Raw genomic sequence first — 21,383 nt, forward strand, 5'->3', positions numbered from 1 at the left:
CCCCCACTACAGTCTTTCTTTGAATTTTGTGGGGATCGTACAGGCATAAAGCGCAGTACGTCGGGGGTTACATTTCGCGTGGATCGCTCAAGACTTGTTCGCGGGCTTGTCAACAGGATCCAGTGTTCTAGGCAGATATTTGGATCCCGCGGACAAAGCCACGGGACGTAGGAATAAAGCGGTACTGGTTTTTCAGCGATGTTCGCTGCGCCCCAGGCTACCGTTTTACCTTATTCATGGGTCATGAGCTGCTCTTCACTTAAAGGCTGTAAAGCACTTGTTTTATCAAAATGAATCAACCCATCGAATTGATAAGGCAAATGTGTAAAAAAATAATGACTAAAACGTTCAGTCGCGGAAAGATAAACCACTCCTATAGCCCGTTGTAAGCGGGGAACATTTAAATAATGTTCCAACTTTTCGTTAGCTGATAAATTCAAGAAAAAATTCTTGTGCCTTAAATGATGAAATAATTCCTCATAGCTCCCTGGTATACCCGGTTGTACTTGCTTTTTCTCCCCAGGCCTTCCCCAATCGGATGCAGCCATGACAGTTCCTTCATAAGTAGAAAAACCAAGAGAATAAGAATGCTGGCCATATTGCTCACGTACTAATTGGCCCAAATTAAACTCATTACGCTCACCCATCTCCGTGGCACGTGAATCACCCACATGCGAATTATGCGCCCAAATAATAATTTTAGCAGGTTGATTAAATCGGGTTTCCAAATGATCAGCGAGCACATTGAGTGTTTCCATCATATGGCTATCCCGGATATTCCATGTAGAAACCCTCCCCTCTAACATGGAGCGATAATAATTTTCTGCATTTTTTACCAAGCGAGCATTTTGAGTTGCAAAAAAATATGCGTCTTCGACAGCGATTCCATCGCGATGAAGGTACTCAAAAGCACGATGCTGTAGTTCAACTAATTGAGCTACTGCTTCATGAATACAGGCTTTTTTAACCCCAGCACTAATTAGATAACCATACATTTGCGGATCCTGATTCAAATGATCAAAGCAGGCATAGCGCTGAGCGGCACGTTGCGCCGCTTCAGGATCGATTTTATTTAAGAAATCAATTACTGCTTGCATGGAAGAGTTTAAACTGTATAAATCAAGGCCGTAAAATCCAATCTTTTGTGTTGCAGGTAAGTTATCATTGTATTGACGCAACCAACTAAGGAAAGGAGGAAGTGTTGAATTGCGCCACATCCAGACAGGAAATCGCTGAAAACCATCTAGGGCGTGCTCATTGTCAGTTACCTTGCCCTCCCCTTGTAAATAACGATGAACACGATGCGCATCAGGCCAATCCCCTTCAATTGCAATAGCCATAAATCCATGCTCTTTAATAAGACGTTGCGATATTTCGATGCGTGTTTGATAAAATTCGTGGGTTCCATGAGTTGCTTCGCCAATCATCACAAATCGAGAACTCCCCATTTGTTTGAGTACTACATCATAATCTTCATCATGAGATTTAAGTGAAACGATTGCGCCGTTGAGTTCATTTATTAATTTTTGCAAAGCATCCTTATTCATAAAAAGCCTCCTTGCTCACAAAACATTATCCAGTGCAATACTGGTCAAACCATTTTTTGGCTAAGTCTGAGACCTCATGTAATTTTCCAGGCTCCTCAAATAAATGAGTTGCTCCAGGAACTATTTCCAAATGTGTGGTACAACTCATTTGCGATATCGCTTGCTGATTGAGCCCAATCACCACTTCATCATCACCACCCACAATAAGTAACGTAGGCGTCTTGACCTGCGGCAAATAGTTTCCAGCCAAATCCGGCCTGCCACCACGCGATACAATCGCATTGACTAACTTAGGTTCCTGCGCCGCCGCTACAAGCGCGGCGCCGCCGCCAGTACTCGACCCAAACAAACCGATTGGAAAATGGAATTCTGCAAACTCCTTTGTACACCAATGAATTACATCAACAAGTCGAGAAGCTAATAAATGAATATCAAAACGATATTCGCGAGTGACATTATCAATAACATCTTCTTGGGAAGTAAGGAGATCGAAGAGCAATGTAGCATATTTCCCTTCATTCAGGGTGCTTGCCACATATTGATTGCGGCTGCTGAATCGACTGCTCCCACTTCCATGCACGAAAACTACCATTCCTTTAGCTTTTTCAGGTATCAATAAAAAACCGTTGAGATAAACATTTTTACTGGGGATAGATACGGGATGTTCAATGTCTGGTGTATAAGTATTCATGGCATTCCTTTTTCCTGCTCCTATCATTCTTCCAAGTATAGACTTATTCTTGAAGTTATAGCTAAGTCTTAGTGCTATTACATAATTCGCATCACATGAGTTTGGAATTATTGCATAGTAAAAAAAGAGCCTATATGATTAGATCGCCTTTAAATCATATCGATTTGATGTTTGTAAATAGACCTTTTCCAAACTCGCTGAGAGGAGTGAAGTGCAAGGAGACGCGGAGCGAAGAACCGGAGTGTACACGCCAGTACATGAGGATTCGAGCACCTAATCGACGAAGCAACTCACCTCCTCAGTAGAGTTTGGAAAGAGGGCTAATGAATAACTTAGGGATAAGGAAATTACAATGGGCAAAAAGAATAAGCAGACACATGCAATTGAAGAAGGTGACAATTTTGGGATTCCTAAAGGATTAGTTGCTCAAAGAAGGGAGGAGCTACTTGCAGCAAAAGAGCGGTCTCGTTTGAGAGCGGCATCTCTTAATACAATTCCTTTTAATACAACACCTATTAACGCGCTACCTTTTAGTAAGGCATCCCTGACTCATCTTACCAAATCAAGGCCAAGAATTGAGCACAGGAACCCTTCACAACGCAAATCAAACTCATTATCGCATGATTTTTTTAAAAAAAATGAGCAAAAATCCTGCGAGTCAACAGATATAGGCTTGACTAAAGATTGGCTCAACGTGTTAAAGACAACAATAGGAAAGGCACAGACCGCTTATAAAAAATATTATGAACTGGGTATCAATACTCGCCAACCTAATGGCTGGCTTAGTTGGTTGCGTCACGGGCCTGATGGGCAAAAAAAAGCAGATTCGATTAAAACTAAAGCGGAAGCAAGTCAAAGCATTGATATAGTTCTGCAACAACTGGAGCAGTTTTTCGAGGATCCTGATACTCGATATGAAAACCACTCTTTTGCCTCTTATTTATTTGTAGAATTCAATCGCCTATTACAAGGTAATAAATATAAAGCCAAACTACAGGAAGAAACAATCTATGATAAAAATGACTGGTATAAAATTGTGGAACAACTCCGTCCATTAATGACGGAAGAAGAGTATGGGCATAGCTCAAACGAACTAAAATTATGACACTCAGTTTAAAAATAAGAGCAAATTACCCATGGATAATAGAAACTGGGCTTTAAACGCTCCCATTGATACCTTTTTCTTTGATTGTGACGGGACACTCTCCCTTATTGAAGGCATTAATGAGTTAGCAACAATGAATGGGGTTGCCCAACAAGTTCATCAAATTACTGAACGATGTATGGGACACACTGGCATGACCCCTAATGATTATCAGCAACGCTTGGCCTATGTTCAACCTACACGAGAACAAATAGAAGAACTGGCAGAACGCTATAAGCGCTCCATTGCTCCTGGAGCCCAAGAACTCTTTCAGTTATTGCATCATTTGAATAAAAAAATCTATATCATTTCAGCCGGGATTAAAATGGCTGTTGTTCCGTTTGCACAGGATTTAGGAGTTCCCCCAAGTAATGTGCTCGCAGTGGAAGTATATTTTGATGAACAAGGCAACTATCAAGAGTTTGATAGACAAAGCAACATGACTCAAGGCAATGGCAAAACAATAGAAATTGCCTCAATACTTAAACCAGGTGAACGATCCTTACTGGTAGGTGATGGAGTAAGCGACTGGGAAGCTCGAGAAACGGTTACACGCTTTATTGGTTTTGCTGGTTTAAACCCTAAGGAACAGGTAAAAAACAACTCCGAGTTTTATATCACCAATACCAGCTTTTACCCAATAATCCCTTTAGGATTAACTCAGAATGAGTTGAAACAATTGCCTTCACAATATTATGCTTGTTATGAACAAGGACTTACAGAGATTTATAATTCTGTTTTGATCAAGGGAGATGCCCATGTTCACCATTCAAATTCTTGATAATATATCACCTCAGAGTTTGAGTTTGTTTCACCCTGACGTTTATCAATTAGGTCTTAATCCCATTGAACCAGATGTCATTTTGGTGCGCTCCCATAAATTACATAATCATCCATTTTCAAACAACTTAAAAGCAGTAGCACGAGCAGGAACAGGTATTGATAATATTCCCATCGATGTGCTTACCAATATGGGTGTTCCAGTATTTTATGCACCTGGAGCAAATGCCAATGCAGTAAAAGAGTTGGTGATGGCAGCCATGATAATGGGCTATAGACATTTAGATGAAACCCGCTCCTTCATTACTGAATTGTCCAAAGAAGATAGCCAATTATTTAATCGAGAAATTGAAACAAAAAAAAATAAATTTGTTGGTCATGAAATTTCAGGTAAAACTTTAGGTGTGATAGGCTTGGGCAATATAGGCGTTAAAGTGGCTAATGCTGGATTAGCCTTAGGAATGAAAGTATTAGGTTTTGATACCAATATGACGCTGACGAATGCTCTAGCATTGATGCCTGGAGTTGAAAAAGTCATTGATATGAATGTATTGCTTGCCCACGCAGATATTATTACGCTGCATATTCCTTTAAATGCAACAACCAACCACTTAATCAATGAAGAAAATATTGCTCTAGTGAAACCCCATACTCTATTACTTAATTTTTCACGCGAACAAATAGTGAATGAAGCAGCTATTTTGCAACAATTAAATAATCAGCAAATCATGGGTTATATCACAGATTTTCCAACAATTAACTTGGCTGGACATCCTAACGTTTTGAGCTTTCCTCATTTGGGGGCAAGTACCCAGGAAGCAGAACAGACTGCAGCAGAAATGGTAATTCGCAATATTTGTAATTATCTAGAGCATGGAATCATTGAGTATTCTGTTAATTTTCCAAATATCTCTCTTTCTGCCACTCAAGTCCCTAATTGTTATCGTTTACTGGTTATTAACAAAAATATTCCGGGAACCATAGGCAAAATCACCCAGAACATATCAAAATTAAAATACAATATTGAACAAATGGAAAATAAATCACGCGGAATAATTGCCGTAAATCTTATTGATATATGCGGTCCTAAAGAATCATTACCCCAGCTTTGTGAGCAATTAAAACAGATCTCCAATATAATGGCTATGCGGCTGATTTCACCTCATCAAAAACAATAAGATCGTTTTTTTGAAAAATCCTATTTTCTTTACTACACTTTCAAATGTTATTCCCTTATTCGGATATTTTTACACTATTTTAATAAGGATTGCTGTGCATAATATCGAGTTACTCGCCATCCGCCATCAAAAAACAAATGGCATGGCAGTTTGTTTAAAACCAAGAATTCCTTACACTATTACCCCTTCGCTGGTGTATGAAATTCGTAAGCTGCAAAATAAAATAGCAGCGCAGTACTACAAAAAACCATGGGATGGAATTTATTATCTCCTTTGGTATTTGCATTCTGATACCGCACCATGGAAAGGCTTGGATTTTCATTTTATTCATGAAGCATTGCTAAATCGTCGTGAGCATGCAATAGAACACTATATTGAAAATTTATTTGAATTGCTTTTTATTAATTATGTGGGCTTTGGCCTTCCAATAATTAACTGCTCTATTGTAAACAGAAAACTAAGGGGAATTTCACAAGATTTTTTCTATCTAAATCAAATCAACTTCATCAAACGATACAAAGAGTTAAATTGCTTCAGTCATAATAAATTGCCTTTTAGTAAATTGAATTTTAATACTGAAATAAAAAAAACCTCATTTCCTTTTAAGATTTATACTCGCAATAATTTCTATGCCTTTGATTCCATTAATTTAAATTCAATGAAAAAAATTCTTAGCTCCTATCGGTATTCGCCTATATGCCTGCCTCAACAAAATGAAATAAAGCTTATTTTCAACCAAATAAGCCGGGAAACGATTGCAAAAATTTATCAATTGGCTTCAGAGAACATCAATTTAATTGAGCGTTTTGCCTTAATTCAGTCTGTAAACGGCTCACATCCCGACATCAAAAAGGTTTTGTAGCCTAGAAGCAGCCCGGCGTAAACCCGGTTTTTTAGATATAAATAAAAGCGTCTAAATCCCAGGTTGCGGCTTACATCCTCACCCAGTATCTTGAGGGATCATCAGATTTCCATATTCTTTCTTCCAACGCCCCGCGGCTTGTCCGCGCACTTAAAACACTAGACACCGCGAACAAAGCCGCGGGACGTTGGAAATACACTATATTCATTAAAAATGGCTTAATACATTAAGATTTCTAGTCAAAAAAACTGACACTATCTCAGGCTATCCCAAAAATTCGAACAACACATTCCATAGAATAAAAATAAGAGTAAGGGCTCACATTTCAAATACAATAGGGTATAATATGTAAAAATTTTATACAGAAAAGGGTAAATAGATGTTCGGCTTGAACGACAGAGTAGGAAAGTCTTTTTTTAAAACAGCAAAACCAGACGAGCTCTTCATTACCAGTCGTTTTTTTACCTTGCAAGGAGAAGGACCTTTTCGCGGCCATCCAGCCTATTTTATTCGTTTGGCCAAATGTAATTTAGCGTGTTCCTTTTGCGATACTTACTTTGATGCCGGTGAATGGAAAAGCTTTAACTCGTTACTCGAAGAAGCAGATAGCGTCATTGCTGCATTTTTTCAGGGCCGCAATCTTCCTACGCCTTCCTGGGCAAAAGGGCTGGCAAAAAAAATGGTCCTCGTTATTACAGGGGGAGAACCTTCATTACAACAAAATTTATCGGTATTTTTAGAAGAAGCCAAACCGTATTTCCAATACATCCAAATTGAATCGAATGGTATTTCCCTCCTACCTGACCTTCTGCAAAGCACAACACTGGTAGTGAGCCCCAAATGCCTGGAAAAAGATGGAAAAGCCATTCGCTATTTGAAGCCTAATTCAAAAATGCTTGAGCGAGCTGATTGTTTGAAATTTGTTATGTCTGCGCCCGAGGAGGATCGATATATACCTTATAGCGAAATACCTACATGGGCACATGAATGGGCTGAAAAAACGAATAAACAGGTTTTTGTGAGCCCTATGAATAAATATCGAAAAGAGCCGCAACGTGTTAACGCTATTCGTGATAAGGGGCATGATCTTACTTTAGCAGAACGTTCTGAAATCAATGAAGTTGTCAGTTTTTGGGAGGCGGGGCTTCTGGATATGGAAAAAAATCAACGTAATCATGAGCATGCAGCAGAATATTGCATGAAATATGGATTTATTCTTAACTTACAAATCCATCTGTTTGCAAGCTTGCCATAGCGTTATTTGTCACATTGTAAATGGCTCCCTGCCTGCGCAGGGATGACAGCCTTTTAACGGGCTGCAAAGATTTTCTATTAATCCGAGCTTACCATATCATGACCACAACATGTTGGTGATTTAATTTGTCCACACCCATTAGGACATTTTGCTACCTGAACCTTGGCATTATCGGTTTTAACAACATCACTAACCAGTAGTGCATTGCATTTGCTGCACGTTAAGTTTTTCACTCCCATTCCACATTTATGACATTTGTATTCCATTATCTTTTCTCCTTGTAAAAATAAATCAGTTTCAACCTAGAAGGTACTGAAGATGTTGGTTAAATATAGGCACAAATTATGGACTTGTAAATTGCGGTTTATTAAGGGTTTACCTTAGTGCAGCACACAATGCTTCATTAATATGGTTTTCATCAAATACTTGAATACCATGCTCTGTTAATAATGCAGCAGTAACACCTTCTCCTTGTATCAATGAGCGCGTAAATGTTCCATCATAGATCATATTCGACCCGCAAGAGGGACTTCTGGCTTTTAAAATAGCAACACATATGTGATGTTTCTTTGCGAGTTCCAGTGCTCTTTGCGCACCTTCAAGAAAAAAACCAGTAACATCTTGATTGTTCTTTGTTTTGACTAAAGCATTTTTCTTTAATACATCAACGCCTGATTTTCCATCTTGAATCTCAGCAGGAGATCTAGGCGTAGGCAATCCTCCTGCCATTTCCGGACAAATAGTAATTATTTTTCCCTCTTTATACCATTGCTGTAACAGAGGATGGTTTTGTACACAATCGCCTCCATCATAACGAACTTTTTGGCCAAGAAGACAAGCACTCATGAGTATTTTAGGCATAAAAATCTTTGTATCCACCATAAAAAAACGAGACTATAGTTTATAGCACCGAAACAAAGCTGGTTTATAGTCTGACTCTCCTTAATCTCAGTGCATTAATAATTACCGAAACAGAGCTTAATGCCATCGCAGTTGCAGCGATAATGGGATTCAACAACAATCCTGTTACTGGATACAATACTCCAGCAGCTAAAGGCACACCTAATCCATTATAAATAAAAGCAAAAAACAAATTCTGGCGTATATTGCTCATTGTTGCTCGGGAGAGGTGGTGTGCTTTAACAATGCCATTTAAATCACCATGTAACAAAGTAATACCAGCACTTTCAATTGCAACATCAGTACCTGTCCCCATTGCGATACCGATATCCGCGATTGCCAAAGCGGGAGCATCATTCACCCCATCCCCTGCCATTGCCACAATAAAACCTTTCTCTTTCAACTCACTCACAATCCGACGTTTCTCCTCAGGCATAATTTCAGCAAGCACATTTTTTATACCTAAACGGCTTGCCACAGACTCTGCGGTTTTTTTACTGTCCCCAGTGAGCATATAGATTTCAATCTCATTTTTTTGCAACTCAAGAATGGCATCAGGCGTACTTGATTTAACTGGATCTTCAACTGCCAGAATGGCAATGGTCTCATCATCGACAGCCATAAACATCACGGTTGCTCCCTGAGCTCGTAATTCATCAGCACTCTCGACAAGTGATGTATTATTTGATCCATATTCTTGCATCAATTGCCAATTCCCAAGTGCAATTTTTGAACCATCAACCTTGCCAATAATACCTTGCCCTGCAATTGCTTTAAAATCTGTTGCCGTGGCAAACGACAGCTGTTTCTCTTTTGCTGCAGTCGTGATTGCATTGGCAAGAGGGTGTTCGCTCTGATATTCCAATGCGGCAGCTAAAGCAAGTAGTTCATCCGTTTCATATTTTTTTTCAGAAATAATTTGGGTTAATTTTGGATGACCAAGCGTTAGAGTACCCGTTTTATCTACAACGAGTAGATTAACTTTCTCCATTTGTTCCAATGCTTCGGCATTTTTAACTAATACTCCATTCTGAGCGCCTTTACCAACACCAACCATAATGGACATAGGGGTTGCCAAACCTAATGCACAAGGACAGGCAATAATCAGCACTGATACCGCTGCAAGCAAACCATAACTGAATGAAGGTTGTGGACCTAAGAAAAACCAGACGATGAACGCTACTACTGCAATCAAAATCACCGCGGGCACAAACCATCCTGAAACCGTATCGGCCAATCGTTGAATGGGGGCACGACTTCGTTGGGCATCACTCACCATTTGTACAATATGTGACAGCATGGTGTCACTACCCACATGCTCCGCTTTCATTATAAAACTACCATTCTGGTTTATTGTGGCTCCAATCACTTTTGAACCCGCCTCTTTATTTATTGGCATCGACTCCCCAGTAACCATGGATTCATCCACATTGCTAATTCCTTCGAGTACCTCACCATCCACAGGAATTTTTTCACCGGGACGTACACGAAGCATATCCCCTACCTGAACTTGATCCAGTGTGACTTCTTCCTCATTACCTTCTTGATCAATTCGGCGGGCACTTTCAGGAGCTAAACTCAATAAAGCACGAATAGCGCCACCTGTTTGTTCCCGTGCTTTTAATTCCAGAACTTGTCCTAGCAAAACCAAAGTAGTGATGACTGCAGCTGCTTCAAAATAAACACTGATTACTCCTTGATTACGGAAAGTAGTAGGAAAGAGGCCAGGAAACAATAGAGCTATAGCACTGTAAACCCAAGCGACACCTATCCCCATCGCAATGAGTGTAAACATATTCAGTTGTCGGGTTTTCAATGAAAGGAAGCCACGCTGGAAAAAAGGAAGACCACACCATAAAACTACAGGAGTTGCTAATACAAACTGAATCCAGGCAGAACTATTGGCCGAAATAAAATGGAACAAATGACCACCCATTTCTAATACAACTACCGGTATACTCAAAATCAGTGCCAACCAAAACCGGTACTTCATGCTTTTATATTCCGGATTTTCTTTTTCGGCGGAAACGGTTTCCGGTTCTAAAGCCATACCACAAACAGGACAATGTCCAGGACCTGATTGACGAATCTCTGGATGCATAGGACATGTGTAGATTCCGGTCACAGCCCGATGTCCATCCGGGTTAGGCTGCTTATGCATCTGATGATGTTGATGACACATTTCATGCGCGTTCTCAAGCTTGGAACGCATTTTTGAGTGCTCGTGATCACAGTGCCCATGCTTCATAATTCACATATCCTTATATTTTTGTCACGTCGCACCTTTTTTCAATCGAAGTGAACTTAGGCATAAATTCTGACGTAATTCATAATTGTTATAATAAAGTATATATTTGTTTGAAAATATGTCTATTTTGAGTCGTCTGACGTAAAAAATTTTAAAATTTCATCTAAATCTTAACATTTTGTCATCCTGTACGGGATGAACAGAAGGCAGCAGGGATATAGAACGTTCGGACTCGATGAAAATTACTCGCGCATTAAATCATCAACGGTATATTCATCACTTGTTAATACCTTAGCAATTACCTGATTCAATTCGTGAGCTATTTGATCTTTGCAGTGTTTCGTTAAGGGGCCATTAATCGAAAGTCGATATTCACCATATTGATCTTTTGTAAAATACAGCCATAAAGCTTCATTACCTATAGGACGGTCCACACTGCCATAATGATTAGGGGTACTGGAGTCAAGACCTTCAAAATTCAGATCCCTAAACCCTTTGATAAAAAAGTTTGCCGTAATGTTAATCACTACTCTTAAGCTCGCTGGTTTTTGCAACGGCAGATTTAACTTAAATAATTCATTGAGGTAATGCTTCGCTTGAATTTCGAGTTGACGCCATTGTACTCGGCTCAGGCTCTTAAGTTGATAATCCACTACAACTGAATTAAGTTTGCTTTTTTTAAAGTGTTTTGCAAGGGTTAACCTATTATATATATAGGTCAAATATTGACCAAATGATAATCGAGAACCTTTAATTCCCGTACTTTTGATGGCATAAGTACATTTTTGATAAGGAGCTGTGATTATGAACTGCTCCTCGATTGATTTGAGAAAATCAACAAATTTATATTCCTCGTTTAAGGTAATATTTATCATTTTATATTCCGTAAACAAGCCAATAACAGAACTGTAACGACTGCCTTCCCTACCACTATGCAGTATCGTAATGGGTATTCTCTTTTGACTACTGAGTTTGTAAAAAACCATGTGACACACAGCAATTAAACCAGTGCTCACATTAATATTTCGTTCCTGATGCCAACTCCTAAATTGTTCGACAAGTTGCGCGTCTAAAGGATAATGAAATAAATTTTGAGGTTGGTTAGCGGCATCAGGTAGATGATGCGCACGTCCGAAACTCAACCTTTCAAAATTCTTATTATAAACCCGCCAAAAATCCATTTTATCGTGCAGGTCTTTTTCATAATAAACATTATTTTGCTTCACAAAGTCCAAATAGGTATATTTTTCTGATCCAGGCACAAGATTTTTGCCCCGTAAAAGGGTTGCGTAATTTTTCCTAAATTGATCGAATAAAATTCTGTATGAAGGATCATCCAGTATGATATGAGGTATCATGATGTGTAATTCATGCAGATCATGATTCAATTTATAAAGATAAACTCGAATCAGCGGGGGTTCTGTTAAGGGAATCAACTGCATTATATTTTCATAAAATACGTCGTTCAACGCATTCTGATCATAATTTAAAGAAATGTCTTCATAGATTAACTTGAATTGCCCTTCTTTCTTCACTGTTTGAATCGGCGCCTCTTTGTTAAAACTCAACCAAAAAACAGGAGCTTGCTGAATGGTAAAATCAAAAGCCTGATACAAGTATTTCTTATTGAGATTACCGCGTAGCTGTACCTGCATTCCGCAATTGAAACTAGAACCCATTTTATTGATTATCCAGAATACGTATTGAGTATCACACAAAGCGATTTCTTCATCGCTTGGATTTTCTGAGGGAAGAGACTTTGGTACATTCTCAAAGACTTTGTGTAAGTCGTTGGCAATATTTTTGGCAATTTTGTCGATTCGGGGTTCGTTAATAAAATACTCTATGGGTAGGCTCAGCGCTGGGCAGTTCAATTTATCATGAATGCGGTTTCTCAATTCCAAAGCCATCAGTGAGTCCATGCCCATGGCGAACAGATCGTTTTTGATGCCTACCTCTTCGCCGCTTTCCAACCCCAAAACATCAGCGACAATCGTGCATAAAGTTTGGCTCAAGAGGGTAACTCGTTCTTTGGGCGTCTGCTGCTGCAGAGCCTCTAAAAAGAATTTACCACTAGGCGACTCCTTCTCAACGAGTGCAGAGAACTCGATGGATTTGGGTGTGTTTTTGAAATAAACATCCCAATGTATGGGGCATACGGCCATTTGTGGCACCTTGCTCGGCAACAACACATCCAGCACACCAATACTCTCGGGATTCAAGGGAATAAACCCGCGTCGCTTAAGCGCCTCAATGTGCTGTGCTGCCATGCCTCGAGTGTGAAAAGTACCCCAGTTAATTGCCAGTGCCGGCAAGCCCTGTTGGTGGCGCAGATGCGCCAGACCATCCAAGAACCCATTCGCTGCCACATAGTTAGCCTGACCTTTAGAACCAAGGATAGAGGCCGCCGATGAAAACAGGACAAAGCAATCCAGATGCAGATTTTTGGTGAGTTGATGCAAAATCAGCGCGCTGTTCGCTTTCGCACGCAACACCTCGTCGACCTCCTTGTCCCTTAAATTAACGAGCAACTCATTCCGAATCACTCCGGCAAGATGGAAGATCCCCCTTAGGGGGTGTGCGCTGTGTTCAATCTCGGTGATAAGGTGTTTCATGCGCTGAGCGTCGGCGGCATCACAGGAATAATGTTTTATCGCAACCTGTTTTTTGCGGGCCTGCTCTATGAAGGCCTGCGTCTCCTGGGCGCATTCTGTGCGGCTGGTAATGATGAGGTGTTTGGCCCCTCGCTGTATGAGATACTCCATTAAGGGTTTGCCCAAACCACCTGTACCGCCCGTAATGAGGTAACTTGCTTCCCGGTCGAATAATACTTCGGGGTGCTCTGGAGGGAGTGGCTTTTTCTTAAGCCGGGGTACATAAATGGCATCACGCACCGCAAACTGGGTCTCAGCACTCGTGGTATGCACGATATAGCGTAACACCTCGCTTAAGGTACTGCGTGAGTCGAGGTCAATGGTATAATTTTGAGTCAACCCAAGTTCATTTCTAAAACTTTTCCAAAACGAACTGGCCATGGTGTGGTACGGGTTGACCCTGTCTGTGGTGTACTTGTCGTTGAGGGCATACGCGTTTTCAGTGACGAAGATAAAACGTGCCGGCTGGTGTTGAAACATCTGTTGGCACCAATGAACGAATGCAGTGAAGTATTGTTCATCGTACAGGAATACGATGTTTTTATGCGCCACATCCTCTAATTGGGTGACCTCCTTGATGCACTGATACTTAAGCCCCCCTAATACTTTTTGCGCACGTAGCTCATCGTGTGCGATAACCCAAAGCTCAGGCAGTTCGGCGGTGCTGGGGACGTTGGCATGCAGCAGATTCCAGGTGCGGTCATAAAGATGCTGTACGGCAAAGTCATCGGCACTGAAATGAGGTGCAACCGCTTTTTTTTCCAACCAAAATTCACGGCGGTCAAATGGATAGTTAGGTAAGGAGACTTTGTTGAATGCTCCAGGGGAAGCGGAGTAGTAATCCCGCCAATCAACGTCTCGACCTTGGAGGTACTCGCTAACGAGTGCCGCACGTTCTGGGGTGTGCACATCCAGCGACTTTGTGTCCTCAGAGGATGAAGCAAACACACCTTGCTGCAACATTTGACTGGCTTCAACAGCACTCTTAGCCGCTACGGCCAGGCGATAAGAATAGTGCTCTCGACAGGTGGCTGCGGTAAAGCAGATGTCACTAAAGGCATCTGAGGTTGTTGCTAAATACTGTTGGTAGCGTTGGGCCAGATGGTCCAACGCACTCTGGCTTTTGGCAGACAACACCAGCACATTCGAAAGAAGTCCGGTTTGGGCGGGCAGAGTGTTTTTTTGTCGTGTCTTGGCAGGAAACTCTTGCACAATCACATGGGCATTGGTGCCGCTAAAACCAAACGCGTTGACGGCGGCGCATTTCAGCGAGGTATGGGGAGTCCAATCCATGCTGTCTAATGCAAGACGGGTATTATCCAGTTTGATTTTTGGATTTAACCGCTGAAAATTGATGTTTTTATAAATTCGCCCCTTTTGTAAGCTCAAGATGACTTTAATTATACCGGCAACACCCGCGGCGCTTTCAAGATGGCCCAGATTGGTTTTCACAGCACCCAGATAAAGTGGGTTATCTGGGCTGCGCTGCGCACCATAGACCTGGTTGATGGCATGAACCTCGATGGGGTCGCCAAGAGGAGTACCTGTGCCGTGGGTCTCAATGTAGCTGATGTCGCTGCTGGATAAGGACGTCTGGCTCAACGCTTTGCGCATCACCTCTTCCTGGCTTTTCCCATTGGGCACGGTTAATCCGGCAGTCTTTCCATCATTACTGACTGCTGACGCTTGAATCACTGCTAAAATCGTGTCGTTATCGCGTAGGGCGTCTGCGAGGCGTTTCAGGAATAACACCCCGCACCCTTCCGCCCGCACATAACCGTCTGCACGTTCGTCAAAGGTTTTGCATTCACTCGTCAACGATAAGGCCTTTGCTTTGCATAGATTGACAATGCTTTCGGGGCGTACTAACACATTCACCCCACCTGCAAGCGCAAAATCGATTTCCCGGGTTTTTAAGCTTTGACAGGCATAATGAATCGCAACTAAAGACGAAGAACACGCCGTATCAAAGCTTACTGCAGGGCCCTTGAAGTCAAAGGTATAGGTGACGCGCCCAGGAATCATGTTTAACGCTTTGCCCGTGACCGCAAACATCCCCATCTCATCGTGGGATAGCCCTGCTTGTTCCAGTTGGGAATAATATTCATGCGACGCCCCAACGCCGGCAAAGACCCCAGTTAAGCTGCCGCGCAACGAGCGGACCGGGTAGTTTGCATTTTCTAAAGCGTTGTAACACTGTTCTAAAAAGAGACGTTGTTGGGGATCTATGAAAGGCGCTTCGCGGGGGCTAATCCCGAAAAACGGCGCATCAAATGCTTTAATGTTCTCGATGAGCCCCAGTTTCGTAATGTAGGATTTTCCGGGGGCATCCGGATTGGGGTCGTAGTATTTTTTATTGTCCCAACGCTCAAGGGGAATCTCTTTAACGCCGCTTAGACCCTGTTCGAGCAGGGTCTCAAAGGCAGCAACATCAGGGGCACCAGGCAGGGAACAACTCATGCTGATAATGGCAATGGAGTCATCAGCATCTTCTGGTAATGACTGCAGCACTTGCGCTTGAAGGAGGCTCTTTTGCAATTCCGATTCAACATATTGGGCGAGTTTGCTTATGGATGGATAATCAAAGCCGATCGTGGCGGTTACATTAAGAAAGGGTTTCAACTTTTCCTTCAGCCTGGTCGCTATTTCAGTAACCATTAACGAATCAAAACCAAGTTCAAAAAATCCTTCATGCTCTTCTAATTCTTCAGTTTCTGGTAATTCTAGGATTTTTTTACAGAGTGCAGAGACCATGTTCTTGCACGCGATACTTTTTTTATCACCTGCTATCTTTATGTAATCATTCAGCCAAGGCGATATGTTTTCATTACCCTTGTGCTCAACCCCATTCAGCTCATTGTCCAAATCTTGATAAAATAAAGGCAGTGGTTTTGGCACAAAATCCAGCATAAACTTGAGGTATTCAGGTGATATAATAGTGATATGAGTTAATGGGCTATTGATTAAACGATGAATCAAGGCACGACCTTGCTCATTATGAATGAATGCCTGTTTTAGACTCGGGTCGCGTGCTCGTTTTTCTGCCATACCGACCTCAGCCCAAGGTCCCCATTGAATTGCTGTGCCCACCAATCCCAAACGCCGACGCTCAGCAATTAAGGCATCTAAAAAACTATTAGTGGCACTGTATACTGACTCTTTGTTGCTGCCAAATACCGAGGAAACAGAAGAGTAGACGATAAAAAAATCCAGACTGCAGTGCTGGCTTAATTCATGTAAATACCAGCCACCTTTTACCTTGGCAGAAAATAAAGAGTCAATGTCTTCATCTTGGTGCTCAAGCAATGGCGCATTCATTGAGGCTCCGGCTGCATGAATAATGCCCTTTAACAAACCATCCTCGTTATTCTCTAATAACAAATTACATAGTTTTTCTTTATCTGTAATATCTAACCCAACAATACGAATTATTTGATTCGGATAATAGGATTGAAGTATTTTAATACGTGCTTTTAATTCGGGCTTATCCACATGCCTTGAGACAAGAATTAACTCTTTGGCGCCGGCTGATAGTAATGCTTGCGCGGTTACCAAACCTAATCCGCCACAGCCCCCGGTGATAAGGTAGCGGCCTTCGCTGCATAGTGATTGTTTTTTGTCGGGTAGTGTGGCTCTTTTTAAGCGAGAGACCCATCGTTGGCCATTACGGTAGGCAACGACATGCTCATAACTTTGGCCATGGTTATAATAAATTTCATTAACCACCTGCCCCGGATAATAATCTTCATCGTGTTTATCCAAATCGATGAGAATCGTTTGATATTGGGGTAATTCTAAAACCAAAGTCTTGCAAAATCCCAAGAGAGCGCTGCTATCAAGATTCAGTGTGTCGTCGGCAAGCTCCGCTATTGCATTTGTAGTGAGGACTATGAGCTGTAATTCAATTGCTTTATGCTGTAACTCTTTAAGCAAACTCAATAATTTTTTTAGCGTATTCTTTTGCCAATCAATATGGGCCTCAATATCCTTTGGAGGTATTGAACCAAAATTCGCTGCAAAAATAATCCCATCCAGCGTGTCTAATGCGGGGCTATCATCATCCAGGACAATAGGTAATCCTTGTTCTATAAAGCCAGAAGCCAAGTGTTTGGCTCCTATTAAAAGCCAAGGTTTACCTGATATTTTGCGATGATCTTTCCCAACGGGTTGGCTCTGCCATTGCAATTGGAAGCCCCAATCTTGAGGAACCGGTGCATCGACTGAGATGCTTTTATCTTCTTTATCATGCCAGTAGGTTTTTCTATCAAAAAAATACAAGGGCAAATCAACTGGATTGTATGATTCCGTGTTCTTAGCAAATCGGATATTGGCTCCTGCGAGAAAATGCGTATAAATCTGTTGGGCCTCATGCTCTATGATGATTATGTCTTTTTTTAGGGCTACTTTGTTCAGCTCATACGCTTTTGCTTCAATTTTTTGGATGAGTTCTTCTTTATTTTGGGCAATAATGGCGCAACGAAATTTATAATGATCCCGACAATTGATTAAAGTAGAACACACATCGTGTAGGCTTGCGGAGGATTCCTTTAAATAGCGCAAGTGACTTGCCAGCATGTGCTTTAAAGAATATTCACTGTGTGCTGAAAGCACAAAACACTGCGGTTCATCGTGAGGAGCACTGAATGGGGTTAATGCCAACTCAGGCGGCTCTTCAATGACTGCGCTCACATTGGTGCCGGTAAACCCAAAATTGGATACTTGCGCATATCGTTTTTTATTAGGGCATTTCACAAAAGGGATTGCTTGAACGGGGAGAAGCGCAGGGATGCTCTCGGGGTCAATCGATGGACTTGGTGTGGTGTAATGCAAATTAGCAGGGATGCGTTCATTGTTTAATGAGGCAATCACTTTAATGAGCGAGGCAATTCCTGATGCAGAAATAGTATGCCCCAAATTACTTTTTACTGCACCGATAATTAAGGGACTGTCCTTGGAATGATGGCCTTGGTGTATGTGCTGAATCGCATTAAACTCGACCTCATCTCCTAAAATCGTCCCGGTTCCATGGGTTTCGATATAGTCAATATCACTTGCTGCTACATGAGCCTGTGCCAAGACGGCCTGGTGCATGGCAATTTGCGCCTCGATATTCGGCGCAGCCATACCCATCCCGCCGCCGCCATCTTGATTCATGACGATGCTTTTTATCACGGCGAGGATTTTATTCTGGTCTTTGAGGGCATCACGAAGCCGTTTCACAACCACTACCGCACACCCTTCACTGCGCGCATAACCATCGGCCGTAGCATCAAAGCTGCTGCATTGGCCAAGAGCTGAGAGCATATTGGCTTTTGTTACCCCTATAAAAATTTCAGGGCAAAGGCTCAGATGGACTCCGCCAACAATCGCCATATCGCACTGCTGATTTCTTAATGCCATTGTGGCAAGATAAAGTGCCGACAGCGAGGAGGAACAGGCGGTATCCACCGTCATGCATGGGCCTTTTAAATTAAGAAAGTGACACAGTCTTCCTGGGGCAGCACTATCAGCAGAACCAATATAGGTATAGGCATTAAATGTGATATGGTCTTTGTAATTCAGTTGGCTGTAATCATGGGTGGAAATGCCGCAATAGACCCCAGTGTTGGAGTTTTTTAAGGAATCAAGCGGGATGTTGGCATGATTTAACGCGCGAATGGAAACCTCTAAAAAAAGACGTTGTTGCGGGTCCATTTGTTTCGCTTCAGTAGGCGTTATTTTAAAAAAAGCGGCATCGAATAATTGAGGGTCATTCAAAAACCCTCCCTTACGGCTTACTATTTTATTTTCTTTCTGTCTGTCCGCATCATAATATTGATTAATATCCCAGCGGTTCTCAGGCACCTCTTTAATTGAAGTCTGTTCTTTGAGCAACATCTCATAAAACGCATCGACATCTTCGACATCAGAATTAATCCCGGGAAATTGACAATTCATTCCAATAATGGCAATCGGTTCATTCAGGATGTCGTTTATACTATTTTGATGTCCTTTTTTTGTCTGCATCGCGTTACCTCATTAGATTATGCAAGATGTCTTTCTGTGCTTTTCTTTTGTAACAAATAACAAAGATACTTCTGTTGCCCATTTATAAACCCATTATAAGTAACTGAACCCTTCACTGCAGATATGTCACGAACCGCTTGACGCCATATGGGTGAGTAAGTTGCATTAATATGGGCTTTTCGCCTGTCCGACAGACGAGTTAACGAATCAAGTACTTGAGGAGTAATATCACAACGACTAATAACGTGTAATCCAGAAGTACTAATACATTGGTCTAACAATTCTACCTCTGAAGACGGACGCAGATCGGTAAAAGCCATGTAACCATTAGCTCGAAGCACACGCCAAACTTCGCTAAGAAATTTTTCCATTGAAGGATAACAATGAGAGGATTCTACATTAACAAGCACATCAACACTCTGATCAGGGAGAGGCAGAGCGTCTGCACGTCCTTGAATCCAACGGGCATTGGCCCATTTGGAATTGCGTTGGCATATTTCAATTGCTTTTTCAGACAAATCAATACCAATGTAGGAGCGAGGTTTTTTATACTGCAATAAGAATGTACCACCAGCACCCTGACCACATCCAACTTCAGCAATATCTTTGTTCTGTAAATCGATATCTCTGACGACACGATGATAGAGTTGAATGAAATATCGATTTGGCTCATCTTCGGGCTTTAACGATAAGGTAGTCTCATCGTGATACCCATAATTCAGAAAAACACATTGTTTCGACTTGTTATTCGATGCAAATTTATTATAGAGCCAGCGGATCAATGCGATGCGTAGAATGGGTGATAACTGCATTAAAAATCGATGTATTTTTCTAAGTTTACTTGCTTTCATTGTATTAGACTGCTCTTTTTGCATAGATCATATATTGGTTCCAATCCAACTTTTCATAAAGAGGATTTCTATTGATCAGAGTAAGATAACCTTGTTCTCGCAAATATGCAGCAAGATACTCTACTCTATTATCTATATTATGCACTTCAATGCATAACTGTTTAATCATAGAAAATTGCATGGATTTAATGCTTTTTACAACTTCAAACTCCGCACCTTCAACATCAATTTTCAAAAAATCGACATGATTTATCGCCTTTCTTTCGATAAAACGGCCAAGTGATGTAAGTTGACACAAGACTTTTGTTTCTGCTGTTCGATTTTTAAAGTTCCTTTTAATCAGATAGTGTCGCATAAAAGGTAAATATTTCAGTTGATAATACAATAACTTGTTCCGATATCGAGCAATTTTTAGTAAGGTATTATAATCTAATAAAGGATTATAATTAGAGATCATTTTATCCAGGGGCTTATAGGTTGCGGTCGTAAGATCACTTCCAAAAAGGGTAAATTCAACAGAACAATCGTCAGTAACATCACCAATTCCCATGTTATATATATGACATTTCTTTCCGAATGGCGCCAAGTTCCTCTTTAGACATTCAAAAGAGATAGGAATAGGTTCAAAACTATAAATCAATGCATCATTTTTGCATTGACGTAGAGCAAATAGTGAAAAAAGTCCAATATGTGCCCCTACGTCTATAATAATCGAGCCAGGATTTAAAGTGAGATAATCTGGCAAATAAGTTTTTTGATAAAAGATTTCATAGATCAACCCACGCGTTTCATGCTCGCTTATAAAATGTAATTTACCAATTGTAAATTGTTTATTTAAAATTGTATTAGACATTCACGGTTGTCCCATTTATTAAAGTCTGTCTATAAATTAGGCCGATAGTTCTGGGCAAGCTTCCATCTTACCAACCATTAATATGAGATCATTTTGGAGAATGAGAGGCCCTTTAAAACTTATCATAATTTAGCCTTTCTATAAGTATTATAGTCTAGGTCTTCTTGTTTAGACAGAAGCGTCATTCCTAGCTAAAATTTAAGTAACTACTTCAGAGGTACACGATGCAGATACAAAAAGGACATCAAGAGAGCAAAGACAACATCATGAATGAACCGATTGCCATTATCAGCATGAGTTGTTCTCTGCCTGGTGCCCCTGATGTTGCTGCCTTTGAGACCCTGCTCGAACAAGGTCTAAGCGGCGTTAAAGAGATTCCCCTTGAGCGTTGGGACAATAAAAAATACTACGACC

13 protein-coding genes and 2 pseudogenes are annotated in these 21,383 nt (G+C 41.1%); 6 read left to right on the plus strand and 9 right to left on the minus strand.

Annotated features, from left to right (window positions below; all coding sequences use genetic code 11):
- Positions 1-230 precede the first annotated feature (230 nt).
- Positions 231-1,547, minus strand: coding sequence for an erythromycin esterase family protein (locus A8O27_RS17310; protein WP_058460761.1), 1,317 nt, complete (start codon positions 1,545-1,547; stop codon positions 231-233).
- 25 nt (positions 1,548-1,572) lie between these two features.
- Positions 1,573-2,238 carry a dienelactone hydrolase family protein gene (locus A8O27_RS17315; protein ID WP_058460762.1) on the minus strand — a complete coding sequence of 222 codons (666 nt, stop codon included), beginning with the start codon at positions 2,236-2,238 and terminating at the stop codon, positions 1,573-1,575.
- 352 nt (positions 2,239-2,590) lie between these two features.
- Here A8O27_RS17315 and A8O27_RS17320 point away from each other — a divergent pair, with 352 nt between their 5' ends.
- From A8O27_RS17320 to A8O27_RS17340, 5 genes are all read left to right on the plus strand, one after another.
- A complete protein-coding gene (locus A8O27_RS17320; RefSeq protein WP_058460763.1) occupies positions 2,591-3,343 on the plus strand; it encodes a hypothetical protein in 753 nt (250 codons plus the stop codon).
- Between the two features lie 31 nt (positions 3,344-3,374).
- Positions 3,375-4,163, plus strand: a complete 789-nt coding sequence (locus A8O27_RS17325) for an HAD-IB family phosphatase (protein WP_058460764.1) — start codon at positions 3,375-3,377, stop codon at positions 4,161-4,163.
- Positions 4,141-5,340: a 3-phosphoglycerate dehydrogenase family protein gene (locus A8O27_RS17330; protein WP_058460765.1), complete on the plus strand. Its 1,200-nt coding sequence runs from the start codon at positions 4,141-4,143 to the stop codon at positions 5,338-5,340. The genes A8O27_RS17325 and A8O27_RS17330 overlap by 23 nt, the downstream gene beginning before the upstream one ends.
- 94 nt (positions 5,341-5,434) lie before the next feature.
- A complete protein-coding gene (locus A8O27_RS17335) occupies positions 5,435-6,202 on the plus strand; it encodes a hypothetical protein (protein ID WP_058460766.1) in 768 nt (255 codons plus the stop codon).
- A 379-nt stretch (positions 6,203-6,581) separates the two neighbouring features.
- Positions 6,582-7,457, plus strand: a complete 876-nt coding sequence (locus tag A8O27_RS17340) for a 7-carboxy-7-deazaguanine synthase QueE (protein ID WP_058460767.1) — start codon at positions 6,582-6,584, stop codon at positions 7,455-7,457.
- 77 nt (positions 7,458-7,534) lie between these two features.
- Here A8O27_RS17340 and A8O27_RS17345 read toward each other — a convergent pair whose 3' ends face one another.
- The 7 genes and pseudogenes from A8O27_RS17345 to A8O27_RS17370 all read right to left on the minus strand — a co-directional run bounded on the left by A8O27_RS17345 (position 7,535) and on the right by A8O27_RS17370 (position 20,969).
- A complete protein-coding gene (locus A8O27_RS17345) occupies positions 7,535-7,723 on the minus strand; it encodes a hypothetical protein (RefSeq protein ID WP_058460768.1) in 189 nt (62 codons plus the stop codon).
- A gap of 109 nt (positions 7,724-7,832) precedes the next feature.
- On the minus strand, positions 7,833-8,318 hold the full coding sequence (locus tag A8O27_RS17350; RefSeq protein WP_058460769.1) for a 2-thiouracil desulfurase family protein: 486 nt from the start codon (positions 8,316-8,318) through the stop codon (positions 7,833-7,835).
- A gap of 64 nt (positions 8,319-8,382) precedes the next feature.
- Positions 8,383-10,605: a copper-transporting P-type ATPase gene (copA, locus tag A8O27_RS17355; RefSeq protein ID WP_058460770.1), complete on the minus strand. Its 2,223-nt coding sequence runs from the start codon at positions 10,603-10,605 to the stop codon at positions 8,383-8,385.
- A gap of 242 nt (positions 10,606-10,847) precedes the next feature.
- Positions 10,848-13,739: an SDR family NAD(P)-dependent oxidoreductase gene (locus A8O27_RS19565; protein WP_374930670.1), complete on the minus strand. Its 2,892-nt coding sequence runs from the start codon at positions 13,737-13,739 to the stop codon at positions 10,848-10,850.
- A gap of 273 nt (positions 13,740-14,012) precedes the next feature.
- Positions 14,013-19,265, minus strand: a pseudogene (locus A8O27_RS19570) (SDR family NAD(P)-dependent oxidoreductase); the annotation flags it as partial.
- A 17-nt stretch (positions 19,266-19,282) separates the two neighbouring features.
- Complete coding sequence (locus A8O27_RS17365) at positions 19,283-20,116, minus strand: class I SAM-dependent methyltransferase (RefSeq protein WP_160116273.1); 834 nt, start codon at positions 20,114-20,116, stop codon at positions 19,283-19,285.
- Between the two features lie 4 nt (positions 20,117-20,120).
- Positions 20,121-20,969 carry an FkbM family methyltransferase gene (locus A8O27_RS17370; protein ID WP_058460015.1) on the minus strand — a complete coding sequence of 283 codons (849 nt, stop codon included), beginning with the start codon at positions 20,967-20,969 and terminating at the stop codon, positions 20,121-20,123.
- 266 nt (positions 20,970-21,235) lie between these two features.
- On the opposite strand from A8O27_RS17370, the pseudogene A8O27_RS17375 reads away from it, so the two are divergent.
- Positions 21,236-21,383: pseudogene (locus A8O27_RS17375) on the plus strand (beta-ketoacyl synthase N-terminal-like domain-containing protein); the annotation flags it as partial.

The organism is Legionella bozemanae (assembly GCF_001648595.1).
GTDB lineage: Bacteria > Pseudomonadota > Gammaproteobacteria > Legionellales > Legionellaceae > Legionella > Legionella bozemanae.

Bases quoted from the DNA above. Each gene is read 5' to 3' on its own strand.
- A8O27_RS17310 (WP_058460761.1), bottom strand. From the start codon at position 1,547: ATGAATAAGGATGCTTTGCAAAAATTAATAAATGAACTCAACGGCGCA.
- A8O27_RS17315 (WP_058460762.1), bottom strand. From the start codon at position 2,238: ATGAATACTTATACACCAGACATTGAACATCCCGTATCTATCCCCAGT.
- A8O27_RS17320 (WP_058460763.1), top strand. From the start codon at position 2,591: ATGGGCAAAAAGAATAAGCAGACACATGCAATTGAAGAAGGTGACAAT.
- A8O27_RS17325 (WP_058460764.1), top strand. From the start codon at position 3,375: ATGGATAATAGAAACTGGGCTTTAAACGCTCCCATTGATACCTTTTTC.
- A8O27_RS17330 (WP_058460765.1), top strand. From the start codon at position 4,141: ATGTTCACCATTCAAATTCTTGATAATATATCACCTCAGAGTTTGAGT.
- A8O27_RS17340 (WP_058460767.1), top strand. From the start codon at position 6,582: ATGTTCGGCTTGAACGACAGAGTAGGAAAGTCTTTTTTTAAAACAGCA.
- A8O27_RS17345 (WP_058460768.1), bottom strand. From the start codon at position 7,723: ATGGAATACAAATGTCATAAATGTGGAATGGGAGTGAAAAACTTAACG.
- A8O27_RS17350 (WP_058460769.1), bottom strand. From the start codon at position 8,318: ATGCCTAAAATACTCATGAGTGCTTGTCTTCTTGGCCAAAAAGTTCGT.
- copA (WP_058460770.1), bottom strand. From the start codon at position 10,605: ATGAAGCATGGGCACTGTGATCACGAGCACTCAAAAATGCGTTCCAAG.
- A8O27_RS19565 (WP_374930670.1), bottom strand. From the start codon at position 13,739: ATGTTTCAACACCAGCCGGCACGTTTTATCTTCGTCACTGAAAACGCG.
- A8O27_RS17365 (WP_160116273.1), bottom strand. From the start codon at position 20,116: ATGAAAGCAAGTAAACTTAGAAAAATACATCGATTTTTAATGCAGTTA.
- A8O27_RS17370 (WP_058460015.1), bottom strand. From the start codon at position 20,969: ATGTCTAATACAATTTTAAATAAACAATTTACAATTGGTAAATTACAT.